The organism is Selenomonas sp. KH1T6, assembly GCF_900108415.1.
In the GTDB taxonomy this organism is placed as follows: Bacteria; Bacillota; Negativicutes; order Selenomonadales; family Selenomonadaceae; genus Selenomonas_B; species Selenomonas_B ruminantium_A.
In genome coordinates, this window is sequence record NZ_FNWN01000016.1 from 52,964 (window position 1) to 65,282 (window position 12,319).

8 protein-coding genes and 1 pseudogene are annotated in these 12,319 nt (G+C 46.9%); 3 read left to right on the forward strand and 6 right to left on the reverse strand.

Features of this window, described 5'->3' with window-relative positions:
- Positions 1 to 10: 10 nt before the first annotated feature.
- The 6 genes from BLW59_RS10605 to BLW59_RS10630 all read right to left on the reverse strand — a co-directional run bounded on the left by BLW59_RS10605 (position 11) and on the right by BLW59_RS10630 (position 10,432).
- The gene (locus BLW59_RS10605; RefSeq protein ID WP_074697750.1) at positions 11 to 1,072 is read right to left on the reverse strand and encodes a glycosyltransferase; all 1,062 of its coding nucleotides are present in this window, start codon (positions 1,070 to 1,072) and stop codon (positions 11 to 13) included.
- Between the two features lie 35 nt (positions 1,073 to 1,107).
- Positions 1,108 to 5,697 (reverse strand): glycosyltransferase family 2 protein, encoded by a 4,590-nt coding sequence (locus BLW59_RS10610; protein ID WP_074697751.1) that lies wholly within the window; start codon positions 5,695 to 5,697, stop codon positions 1,108 to 1,110.
- Between the two features lie 50 nt (positions 5,698 to 5,747).
- Positions 5,748 to 7,304 carry a hypothetical protein gene (locus BLW59_RS10615; RefSeq protein WP_074697752.1) on the reverse strand — a complete coding sequence of 519 codons (1,557 nt, stop codon included), beginning with the start codon at positions 7,302 to 7,304 and terminating at the stop codon, positions 5,748 to 5,750.
- Positions 7,305 to 7,339: 35 nt separating this feature from the next.
- A complete protein-coding gene (locus tag BLW59_RS10620) occupies positions 7,340 to 8,653 on the reverse strand; it encodes a UDP-glucose dehydrogenase family protein (protein WP_074697753.1) in 1,314 nt (437 codons plus the stop codon).
- A 114-nt stretch (positions 8,654 to 8,767) separates the two neighbouring features.
- The gene (locus BLW59_RS10625; protein WP_074697754.1) at positions 8,768 to 10,174 is read right to left on the reverse strand and encodes a glycosyltransferase family 2 protein; all 1,407 of its coding nucleotides are present in this window, start codon (positions 10,172 to 10,174) and stop codon (positions 8,768 to 8,770) included.
- Positions 10,175 to 10,186: 12 nt separating this feature from the next.
- Positions 10,187 to 10,432, reverse strand: a complete 246-nt coding sequence (locus tag BLW59_RS10630; RefSeq protein WP_318258504.1) for a DUF4422 domain-containing protein — start codon at positions 10,430 to 10,432, stop codon at positions 10,187 to 10,189.
- Positions 10,433 to 10,604: 172 nt separating this feature from the next.
- On the opposite strand from BLW59_RS10630, the gene BLW59_RS10635 reads away from it, so the two are divergent.
- From BLW59_RS10635 to BLW59_RS17975, 3 genes and pseudogenes are all read left to right on the forward strand, one after another.
- Entirely contained in the window at positions 10,605 to 10,844 is a 240-nt protein-coding gene (locus tag BLW59_RS10635) for a hypothetical protein (protein ID WP_074697756.1), read from the forward strand.
- The gene (locus tag BLW59_RS10640; protein ID WP_074697757.1) at positions 10,810 to 12,057 is read left to right on the forward strand and encodes a transposase; all 1,248 of its coding nucleotides are present in this window, start codon (positions 10,810 to 10,812) and stop codon (positions 12,055 to 12,057) included. Before BLW59_RS10635 ends, BLW59_RS10640 begins: the two co-directional genes overlap by 35 nt.
- Before the next feature lie 67 nt (positions 12,058 to 12,124).
- Positions 12,125 to 12,319, forward strand: a pseudogene (locus BLW59_RS17975) (transposase); the annotation flags it as partial.

A 12,319-nucleotide genomic window follows, 5' to 3' on the forward strand; every position in this document is an offset into this window, starting at 1 on the left:
TTCACTCCACTTATAAATTAGCATTTTCTTTTACGGCTTCTTCCAAAAAGGCGTATAATTTCATAGCCTCAGACTTGGCACTTGTCTGCTTTTCAATATTCTTTAGCTCTTCCGCATCAAAACTAGGCAAATCATCTTCTATGACCCTTTGAATGTTCTTCTGCCATTCCTCGTCATTATGGCATTTTAAAAGTGCAGGACTTTCAAATCTATCAATATCGGGAATAGGCGTTGCCAACACCCGACAACCACAAAGGGCAGATTCCCAGAACTTCAAACCAGATTTTGAAGCGTTAAAATCAGTCGCCTCCAAGGGAGCAACTACTGCTTTACATTGAGCCATCAAAAACGGCAGTTCAGAAAACTCTACATATCCATGACGTACAATCCGTAAATCTGGATTGGTCTTATCAACAACCAATGGCCCCGCCAATAGCAATGTACACTTTTCTTTAAGTTGCATTTTCTTCATTGCATCATTGAAAATAGTCCAATCAATATCATGGGATGTTGTCCCAGGAAAATAACCAAATGTGTAGCGGTTATTTTGCATCTTCTCCTTTGCCAGTCTGCTTAATGAAACAAACTCTTCCGGCACTCCATTGTGAACCGTAATAATTCTTCCACTAGGAATTTTGAATATCTTTTTAATTTTATTCCTCAAATCATCAGTGGAAGCTGTATAATAATCACACAACGCCGCACCTTCGAAAAAATTCGAAATGACAGTGGACGTTGCGTTAAGAGAAGATGTACCACTCTTCACCCTAGGCATATCATTTGTCAATTTAATATCGAGCGTGTAATCATCATAATCAGCTACAAATACCTTATTCCTAAGTACTTCTCTTATTTCAAAAAATCTTTCAGAAAAAGAAGGTCTATGAAAAATATACACGTCAAAATCCGGCAGCGTTTCAAAGTTCTTCTGAAATTTTTCTGCACTAATAACATAAGAATAGTGCCCCATCTTTATAAGCTCTGCCGCTGGATAATAGCACCTATATCTCACAGAAGGATCTTCATATGGCCGATTCGTTCTCCTAGTTGCAGACACAAACAAAATTCTCACAGAAAATTCTCCTTATCATTTAAATTAAACATACTTCAAGCTTTATCATTCGAATTTATACTGTAGCAAAATTCTTCTACCGTGTTTTCATCCCCTAAATCAAATTCCAAAACCAAGCTATCCCCATCCTCATTCTCAAAATAATCCCTACCATAATAATTCCTAGCATTATCTGTAACCAATACCGTTATCTGTGGTCTCCCCATCATCGCTGCCAAATGGCCAGCCCAGGAATCAGCACTAACAATCATCCCTGCCTTTTCAAAAGCAGCTCGCCAGAAGCCTGCTGTGCCATCCATCAGCAGATAGTCATCAAAACCATCCAGCCTCTTTGCATTCTTCCTGCCAATCTGCACTACCCGGAAACCTTCCTGGTGCAGTACTTCCTGCAATTTGGAAATTGTAATCTGGCTCATTTCTCCCTGTGCATGCTCACTCTCTGCACACAGCAAGGCTGTTTTGCCTTTCAATATTTCCTTGGTCTTCTCATCCAGACCCCTTGCCTCAGGCAAAATTGGCCTCAATTTCTCCCCGATAGGCATACGCAGCTGGCAAAGCAGATACTCCACAAAATTCAGCCTGCAGGTACCATCAAAATTTCTCTCTGAGCCAGTATCCACTACCAGTCCTGAAGAATCAGCCCTATCAGCAACATAGCCAGACACTTTCGCATTTTTTTCTTCTGCCTTCCCCTCAGCAATAAGAACAGCAGGAACCGGCACCACCGGGAACGGCAGCTTGAAATCGGACAGCCATGGCATGAGTGTTTCAAGCACATGAACTCTGACCTTCCTGCCTGCCAAATGTGCCTGATACGCAGCCTGAATTCCCAGCAACGCCTTGCCCAAATCAAAGGGACAGACAAACTCAATCCAGGGGCGCCACGGCCTGCCCACTGCTGGGAACTTGGCTATGCTGTAGTCCGGCCTGTCCCAGCTAAGATTAGGATTATAGAAGTGATCATGAAACAAAAGCTCTCCATGACGCTCTATCATAATATGCCGTGCATGACGCTCCATGGCCTGTCTGGCCAAATCCTTTGGCTTGTTCCAGGAATGGCCTCTGGAAAGGGATTCCAGATGATAAAGTACCGCCTTGCCATCATAGACAACTTTCCATCCGGCTTCCCATACTCTCAGGCAAAGGTCTACATCATTGTAGCTTTCCGGCACATTCTCAGCATCCCAGCCGCTCACATCATCAAATGTTTCTTTCCTCATCAGCAGGCAGGCCCCTGTCACAGCAGAACACTGTCTGGTCATATTCACCAGATTCCTGTAGCCTGCCTGGTTGCGCTCCAATCCCAAGCCTGGATGGTGAGCTATGCGTACCCCCATCAGGGAGATGCCGCCGTGCTGCACCTTGCCATTGGCATACAGGAGCTTGGCTCCCACTACGCCTACCTTCTCCCTGCCAATTTCCCTGACCATGCTGGTAAGCCAGCCAGGTTCCATCATCTTGGTGTCATTGTTCAGGAACAGATAGAGACTGCCCTTGGACTTTTCTACACCAAAATTGCAGATAGCAGAATGATTGAAAGGCTTTTCATAGGGGAAAACACGTACATTATCCCGCTTCTCCAAAATCTTAAAATAATCAAAAGTAGCCTGTTCCTCACTGCGGTTGTCCACAATGATAATTTCATAGGCAGGATAATCCGTCACTGAAATGATGCTTTCCACGCAATCTCTCAGTATCTTCACCTTATCCTTGGTAGGAATGATGATAGACACCATTGGTGCAGGTGCAGGCAATTCTGGCTTTGTCAGCTGCTGGCCCTGGACCATCTCCAGCCTGCCCTCTGTCGAAGCTGCCTCCTCTTCAAGCCTGCGCCAGCTGTAGCAGACACGGGGAATATGATGTATCCGCTCAGGCTTTATCTGCTGCACAAAGCGCCTGACCAGATCATCCTCACCGCCAAGCTCTTTCATCACGGAGGTGCGGAAAGCTGCCAGATGCTCTGCGTTATTCCAAGAGGCCAAACTAATTGGATCAAAATCCGGGCCGAATCTGGGATTTGACCTCTGGCCTGCTCCATCGATATAGTCCATATCTGTATAGAGCATATCCACCTCGCCCTTGGAAGCATTTATATCCTTGGCGAGGCAGTAAAGGGCCTCCGGCTGCAGAATATCTTCCTGCCCCATCATTACTGTAAACTTGCCGGACACCATGTTAAGTGCATCGACACTTCCAGTAGCCACTTTTATACGGGCATCCTTCTGCCGGTATTCCTCCAGCAGTCCCCCCACTGCAACCTCGGACGAGTTCTCCATTGCAAGGCACAATTCCCAATGTGGATACGCCTGCGCCAGCACAGAATCCAAAGCCTGACGGAAGAAATCTTCCCTGGGGCTGTGGACAGGCATCACAATCGAAATCAAGGGAGCATCAGCAAAGGAAGTTATGTCCCTTGCCATATCCAGCCTGTCAAGTTCTGTCACCTGACCATATCGGCTAAGGTATTCAGCATATGGCTTGGAATTGCTCTGAGGAACTGCTTTTGGCTGCTGCACACTTGCACCAGTTGCAGTATTAGATGCATTTGCTGCACTGCACCAGCCTTCCGCCTTACTATCCCAAAGAAGAAAATCTTCTCCCTCAACATAGCCATAAGAATGAAGTTTCTTTATGGGCTTCTCAGCATCTTTGACCAAAAGCAACACCAAAGGACGCTCATCCATATTTTTCAGTACTTCAGGGCTGCAGACAGGCATTTCGTGAAAAAATCTCCCCTGATCTTCACCTTTTTCCGTAACAAAGAAATCCCCACTTCTAAGCAGATCCTGCCGTCTGAAATGAGACAGATCTCCCTCTGTCCAGATAACCCGGCTTCTGTCACGGGAAAGAACATCATTTGTGTCAGATACATGAACTACCTTTATTTCCTGTACTTTGGGCTGCATCTTTTGGGACTGGCCTTGGGGAGCCTGCGTTTTATCACGAAGCGGCAGCGGCAGTGACTCTTTTTCCCTGATAATCTTGGCCAGGCCGAATTTTCCTTTGTTCCACCGCAACGCCTGACGGTAGGTGCCGTTATCCATGGAGGAAATAAGATCATCACATACTGCCAAGGATTTTAGTACCGTAAGGTAAAGTTTGGCCAAGTCAAGGCCCGCCACTTTCTTCTCCCTGAAGAGAGTATCCGTAGTAATTCTTCTGTTCTGGGAAAGATCCAGATGCACCCTGGGCTGATCCACATACAGCAACTTTTCCTCAGTAAATTCACTTTTGAACCTGCGGAAATAATCCTCGTCCTCTGTAGCCAGGAAGAGATAATCATATCGCCCGGAATCCATCAGGTATTTGCTCCAGTTCAGCACATATTCAATATCTGCATTATTTTCGTTGCGCGCATTTCCTTTGTAGGCTTCTTTTCTATAGTCGGTACCACGTATAATCACGCCCAAAATACGCATATCATCTGCGCCAGATGGGACATTATCTTTTTCCTTGCTCTCATTGGACACTGCTGTTTCCAAGCGCTTTTTCAGCTGTGCCGGTGCATGGCTCAGCACGAAATCCCATGCCTTGTCACTCAAATGGGGACGATCTCCCCACCAGCCGCTATTAAGGGCCTGGTAGTCAGCTTCCCTCCACAGAGGATTGGAACGCCAATCACTGACCAGCCAGCCCCTTTCCTCTTTGCGGGCACTGATAAGATTGGCGCATTCTTCCGTTTCTTCGGGCCGTATGTCACTGAGAGGCTTGAACAGTTCCTCCCAAACGTTGATTCCCTGCTCCCAATACTGGCAACAACCCGGTCGGGAGAGATCTGCCACAGGCACATATCCCTGCATCTCAGCCTGATAGGCAAAGTTCATGGTTATCTTGATAATATCTCCCAGCCCAACGCTAGCAAATTTATTGTCAATACGCACTACCACTTTATCAGGGTGCTTCGTTCCAGGATGATAGATATGACTCCCCCAGAGCATGCTGTACATGATATTCAGGGAATTGTATACCAGATTCTTTGACTCAGGCACATGATCACTATAAGCATTGTACTCAGAGGTAGTAATCACCATGCAGTTTTCCCGGCTGCTACTTGGCAAATCACAATAAGATTTTACAATCTTTACCCTATTTTTCTCCGCCCCCCAGATATCCAGACCTGCCATGTCATCAGCAAAATATATCGGCCTGTCCGGGAATTTATCCAGGATGTACCTTGCGATGGCATATGTATATTCCTCCAGCTTGCAAAACAAATAACTCCGCGCCCAATTCAGCACAAAATCATTGACGTTCCCCGACTTGAAGTAATATCCCCAAAAATCTATGGCCGGCATAGCTTGATAAAGGTCATTATCCCGCAGATAATTGTGAACCCAGTATAGATAGGCAATAGTTTTGCCTTCACTATCCACAACCTGGGCAATCTCTTCCCTACAGCCAGCATTATCATGGAAATAATTCCTTGCCTCCATAAACATGGACGGTGACAGCCTAAAAGTTTTCCTAGAGCGAAACCTTTTAAAGGCTTCCTGCTTTCCTGCACCATGCTCCAATGCCTGCGGAGTTTTCTCACAGAATATGCAGTAATCCTTTTCCTTCTTTCCTGCTGCACTGCCAGCAAACATTGCTTCTATCTGGGGATTGTTCCCAATTATCTTTATCATGCCATTGCTCCTACGTCACAATTCCAGCAGAGAATAAAACCTAAACGAAATCAGACATACTCCTGCCATACTTTGTCAATGGTCCTGCAGATTAGGCCAGGATTCAAGACCATAATATCTTTTCTTATGTCTTGGAAATATTGAATATTCGATACTACTATTTCCGTTCCGGCAGGCAAATCACGCAGCACCTCCATCGGCTCTACAGATACACCAATATCTTTTACCAGCGTACCTATTTTTTTCTTATCCTTTTCTATCACGCGCTTAATATGCCACGCCAACTCAGGATGAAGCTTTATAATTTCGGCCAGATGCGCACCTTCACCGTATACGATCATACCTACTCTCTTCTTGTCCACGCAGGGTACATCAATATAGCCATTCTCATCCTCGCCTAAAATCTGCCGTCCCTCGACAAAATCTACATTTTCTACATAGCCATAATCCCTAAGGCGCTCACTGATTTCGACATATTGGTGTGAAAGGACAATAATCTTATACTTCCCGCGAATGTCTTTGAGCACTTCTGGCACACATACTGGAAGGCCATTCTTTATCTTGCCCTTCAAGGCCGTATCTTCATCTATAAAGAAATCCCCACGCCCCATGAAAGGCTTGAATTCCTGTATGAGATAGTTGGCCCGTATTCCTTTGGCGCCCCAGAAAACTTTCCGCACATTAGCGCACTCCATCAGGAATCTGCGGCGCCATCTCTCAGCAGCCTCCCTGCCTCGGAGCCGCTGTCTTTGCAGTTCACTGAGCCCCTGCCTGACTTTGACCGTCGGCTTAGCCGGCTGGACAGCTTTTTTACTCGACAGTTCTGGCAGCCTGGAATAGGCCTCGTCAATGTCCTGGCATACCAGTCCAGGATTCAAGGCATAAATCTCCCCGGCAATTTCTTCATAATAACGAATTGCTGAAATAGCAATTCTAGTCCCTGCCGGAAGCGCTCTCATAGCCTCAGGGCTTTCAATCTTTCTGTCCGTGCCAGGAGCCTTCTGCCCTTTCTTTTTTTCATCCTTGTCAAAAACACGCCCAATACGGCCCTTCAAATCCGGGTGCCAGGACAACATATCCGCCAGATGCGCTCCCACTCCATAGACCAGCATGCCCTTAGACTCGGCCTGCCTCAAATAAGCATATGCCTGGTCAATATCCGGACATACAAGTCCAGGATTAAGTTCATTCAGTTCTTTGACAATCTCGTCGTAATAACGCAGAGCAGAAACAGCCACCCAAGTTTCAGCAGGCAGGTCTTTCAATACTGATGGAGATTCTACCTTACAGGAAAGACCCTCTGGCCTCGTTCCTATCTTGGATTCATTCTTATCAATAACCCTGACAATTCTTTCATATAGGTCACTATGCCAAGCCAGCATATCCTTAAGGTGGTCGCCTGTGCCATAGACAATCAGCCCCCCCTTAAGGTTCGGCACAACAGAATCTGCCTGATTTGCAGACGTCTCTTGAGAAACGAGCGCTTCAGCCTTGTCCGTAACCTGTTCTTCTTTAAACGTATTTTTTTCCTGCTCTGCGTTTTTTTCTTCCTTAATGACTTCCTTTTTGGACAACTGCCTATTTTTCTTTCTGTTCCGCCTGCTCATATCTCAAAAATCCTCCACTATATGAAAAATCAGTATCAACAATCTGCTAAAACAATTTTTCTCCCCATGGATTCATAAGTAATTCCTGCAGCTTCTGCTTCATCTAAGGCATAACAGTTTCTGCCATCCAGCACTATAGCCCTACTCATATTCTTCTTGAATCCTTCCAGGGGATATTCCTTAATCTGAGGCCAATCCGTAAAAATAAAGCAAAGCCCTGCACCTTCTAAAGCCTTATCCACAGAAGTACAATACTTCACCTGTGTAGGATAATGCTCCTTAAACCTCTCCATGCCAATAGGGTCATAAACCTTCACAATGGCCCCTTCCTCCAAAAGCATGGGGATATTGGTGAGCGACGGTGCCTCCCTAAGGTCATCAGTGCCGGGCTTAAAGGTAAGCCCAAGCACCGCCACAGTGACGCCTTCCAAATCCTCGTAGTATTTATGAGCCTTTCTTATCAACTTCAGCTTTTGATGGTCATTGACTTCAATGGCAGCCTTTACTGTCTTCAGTTCCTGTTCATGGTAATCCGACAGCCAGTGCAGTGCCTTGGTGTCCTTTGGGAAGCAGGAGCCTCCGTAGCCGATACCCGCCTTCAGGAACTTGCTGCCGATGCGGCTGTCATAGCCCATGCCCTGGGCCACATCCTCGATATCCGCCCCAATTTCCTCGCAGAGGTTGGCTATCTCGTTGATGTAGCTGATCTTCAGGGCCAGGAAGTCATTTGAGGCATATTTGATCATCTCCGCGCTGCGGCGGTTGGTGATAAGTTTTGGAGCATCAAAGGTCTTGTAGAGTTCCGTAAGCTTTTCCCTGGCATAGTCATCTTCCACGCCGATAACAATCCTTGAAGCATGCAGGGTATCATGGACGGCCGTGCCCTGGGCCAGGAATTCCGGGTTGGAAGCCACATGAAGAGGAACTGCCCCTTCCGGACGATTGTCGCGAATCAGCTTCTCTATGCGCTCATTGGTGCCGATGGGGACGGTGGACTTGACCACCACTACGCATTCTTTTTCCGCAGTTTCCGCTATCTGCATAGCCACGGCGTAGACATAGTTCAGATTGGCAGAGCCATCCCGCTTTTCCGGGGTGCCTACGCCGATGAAGATGATTTCCGCATCCTTGTAGGCAGAGGCATAATCCGTGGTATAGGAAAGACGCGCTTTGTTCTTTGCCATCAGGGCATCCAGGTCTTTTTCGTAAATCAGGGCCTTGCCATAGCGGTTCAGGCTGTCGATTTTTTTCTTGTCCACGTCCACACAGGTTACGGCATGGCCGTGTTCGGCAAGACATACGGCGGTAACGAAGCCTACATAGCCGGTGCCGGCGATTGCGATTTTCATTATTTATTGCTCCTTTTTGCCAAGGGACAGCGACCTCATCCACCGCTTCGCGGTCCCCCCCCCAGGGAGTCCACCGGACTACCGCGCTTGCGCGCCCCCTCAAGGGGAAGGCTTTTATTTTTGCTTTGATTGATTACTTTCCCTTAACAAAGGAAAGTAATAGTTGTTATAATAGTCGTCTTTGGCGTAGGCATCGCCCTGCCAGCGGATTTTCTCTGCCCCTATGCCCATTGCAATCAATGCCGCCTTGATTTCCTTGGCGGCTTTTTCATTGATGACGGCAATTAGGATGGCATCAAAGTCCATCTTTTTCAGGTCTTCAACAGGCTGCACGGGGAAGTCCGGTGTTTTAAGTTCCTTGGCTCTTTTGTCCACTATACCTACGGGCTTGAGGTAGTTTTGCCTTTGCAGTTGTTGGTAGAAGGACTGACCTGATTCTCCGGCGCCGTAGATGACGGTTCTCTCTCCCTCTTGGAAAAGATGATAGGGGAAGATGTATGACTGGCCCTCATTGGTTCCTCCCGCGCCTGCCTTCAGCATATGATAGTGATGGAAATACCAATAGGCAAAATAGCCTTGCTCACCGTAAATATCCTTGAAGGCTTGGCGGATTTCTTCCTCACTGCCCTCCAGCAGGCCCTGGCTGTGGTAGCCTTGCTGAATGAAGGAGGGGGCAGTGTCGATAATGGCAAACTCCCGCACTTTGTCCTGTACTTCCGGTTTGTCACTGAACCACGGGATGTCACCCATATAGGTATCCAGTGCCTTTATCTTCGCTGCAATATTTTTGGCCTGCATTGCGATAAATTTGGCATCCCGCTTTTTTCTGGTCACAGATGTGACAGGACGGCGGTAGATGTAGAAGATGTCCGGAATCCATAGGTAGATTCTGGCATAGAAGACACAACGGAAAAGGAAGATGGCATCCTGCCCTGGCACCAAATTTTCCTCAAAACGTATGTGGTGCTCGTCCAGAAAATCTCTTCTGAAAAGCTTGTTCCAGATGGTGCCATAAAGTTTCCGCCTGGCCCAAAGCTCCACGCGATAGGCCTTCTCTTCCGATACCAGCACAGGCTCCTGCGAGGCTGGCATATCATCAAAGAGAATGGTGCGGAATTCATCTGTTGTCCTTACCTGTTCCTGATCTCCCTGGGGTACCAGGCAACCTGGGGAATGAACTACCTCCGCGCCGTACTTTTCGGCCACCTTATGCATGATTTCCAATGTCTCCGGCATATAGAGATCATCACTGTCCAAAAAGGCAATGTATTTGCCCTTGGCGTGCTCAAGGCCCGTGTTTCTGGCGCCACCTGCTGTCTTGTTGTTTTCATGGCGATACAGGCAGACATTGTCATTTTCTCCATAAAGCCTGTTTACCAGTTCCCAGCTGCCATCCGTTGAACAGTCATCTACCACTATGATTTCGAAATCCTGAAAAGTCTGAGCTAGTACGCTATCAATAGCTTCCTGCAGATACTTCCTTGCATTGTACAGGGGCACGATTACGGATATTTCCGGCATATGACCTCTCCCTCATACTTCTTTCAGCAGTCGATAATCTATAAATCCTGTCCGCCATCTCCCACGATGATAGGCGAAGTACACGGTAGTCAGGAGTTCCCCCACATAGCCAAGGTACCTGTCCGGGCGGGGAGTCCCCTTCTCCCTGTAATGCTCCTGCATCCCCTGCAGCACCTTGAACATAAAGTTGCAATAGTCAAGATAAATATCTCTCTTTACGATAACCATGTTATTTGGAAAATGAATTTGCCCCTCCAGAAAATCCTATGTAAATTAGAAAACCCAAAACCCTCTATTTGTCTGCCTTGAGCCATGGCACATTATTCAATGTGCCCCCAAAATTTATGGCAAAATGCCGTTGTGGATGAGTATCACCCATCTCAGTTTGATGGTTCACATGTACAATAGTACTTGAAAGAAGGTGAACATCATGCTGAGATTGCCTGAAATCGGCTCCCACGCTGCCTATAAGCAGCTCCTCTCCCAACACATTCACAACAGTCGCCTAAAGCGATTCGACAAGAAGAAGCGTAAGCTGGCATCAAAGCTCCTGGCGCTTGATCTTTCATCGGTTGACGAGATCATGCGTCCCTTTTTACTCAGAGGAAGGTCGTCCTGCATGGCTGCCTTCCTCTATGCTGCGTTCTTACTTGCTTTCAATCTGGCTTAAGTCTAGTTCTCTTGTTGATTGGGCTGAACGTCTGCGCTCTGATGAGTCTCTAGCCATACTGTCAGGCTTTTCACATGACCATACTCCATCATTCGGCGCTTTTTATGACTTCTTTCATCGCCTATGGCCAGGATGCAACAATTTCTTGCCTCACCTGCGCTACCGCATAAAGAAACCGTCTAAAGGAAAGAGCAATGGCGAAAAGTCTCCGTCCTTCGACAAAGATAATGCTGCCACCGTCATCAAGTATTTTGATAGACACAGTGCCGGAGGCATCCTCATGACCAAGCTACACATCATCGGTGAAATCTATAGCAGGGTATTCCTGGCCAGTTCTATTCACAAAGATCTTCTGGATGTCAGGAAACTGGTTCTGGCCGGTGACGGCACGCCCGTGAAAGTATCCAACCGGGAGCGCAGCCATTCAACGTGCTATTGCAATGAAAAAGGTATCGTCAATTGCCACCACAAGCGCTGGTTCTCCCAGCCAGATGCCAATTGGGGCTGGGATTCGTCCAGGAATTTCTTTTTCTATGGTTATAACCTCTATCTCTTCACAGATGCCAACTCCGGATTGCCTGTCTTCCCTATTCTGGAGCGTGCATCCCGCCATGATCTTCCTGCCATGCTGCACGGACTTGCCTGCATCAAGGCATTCTTCGCAGACTGGAATATTTCCGTTTTGATCCTTGATTCCGCACACGATGCAACTGCTGTGTACGAGATGTGCAACAAAAGCAGCATAACGCCCTTCATAGACTTGAATCTTCGTGGCACCAAATCAGCTGAGGAGAAGGGATATACAATAAGTGATAAAGGTGTGCCAATCTGTCCTCTTGGACTTCCCCTGAAACCTGATGGCACTGATAAGAAACGGCACAGAGCCAAATATATTTGTCCGAAGACAAAATACGCAGAAAGGCTATGCTTGTGCGACAAGCGCTGTACCAAATCCACTTATGGCCGTGTTGTGCATATAAGTCTTAAGGATAATCCACGGCTGTTCTGCGATCCTCCACGCGGTTCACCTCAATGGAAGCAAATCTACAACAAGCGCACATCTGCTGAACGGGCCAACAAACGCATAAAGATTGACGGGCTACTGGAAGAAGGACGCCATCACTCTTCCATGATGTGGTATATTAGGTTACTCAAACTTCGCAGTTGTGAAACTGCCAAATTATTCGACTTGTACCATTTCCTAAAAAAATAGCATAAGCTCTCTCCGTTTTGTATAATGAAAGTGACAGCAATCATAACATAAACGGAGGGCTTATGCCATGAACATTGTATCACAGAATCATATCTTTGGTGAACAACTTTCTTCAAAAATATCTTGTTTCCTGGAAGAATTCCATGTTGGCAAGATACTCAAGGCCTGCAATGCCTATAAGGTTCGCGGTTTCTCTGTAAGCAATGTGTTTAAGGTTGCATTCGAGAATGCCTTTCGCAACAAGTCCTTTTATCAGCAGGAA

What these genes read in the sequence shown, in the direction of transcription:
- BLW59_RS10640 (WP_074697757.1), top strand. Translation starts at nt 10,810, where the DNA reads ATGCTGCGTTCTTACTTGCTTTCAATCTGGCTTAAGTCTAGTTCTCTT.
- BLW59_RS10610 (WP_074697751.1), bottom strand. Translation starts at nt 5,697, where the DNA reads ATGATAAAGATAATTGGGAACAATCCCCAGATAGAAGCAATGTTTGCT.
- BLW59_RS10620 (WP_074697753.1), bottom strand. Translation starts at nt 8,653, where the DNA reads ATGAAAATCGCAATCGCCGGCACCGGCTATGTAGGCTTCGTTACCGCC.
- BLW59_RS10625 (WP_074697754.1), bottom strand. Translation starts at nt 10,174, where the DNA reads ATGCCGGAAATATCCGTAATCGTGCCCCTGTACAATGCAAGGAAGTAT.
- BLW59_RS10635 (WP_074697756.1), top strand. Translation starts at nt 10,605, where the DNA reads ATGCTGAGATTGCCTGAAATCGGCTCCCACGCTGCCTATAAGCAGCTC.
- BLW59_RS10615 (WP_074697752.1), bottom strand. Translation starts at nt 7,304, where the DNA reads ATGAGCAGGCGGAACAGAAAGAAAAATAGGCAGTTGTCCAAAAAGGAA.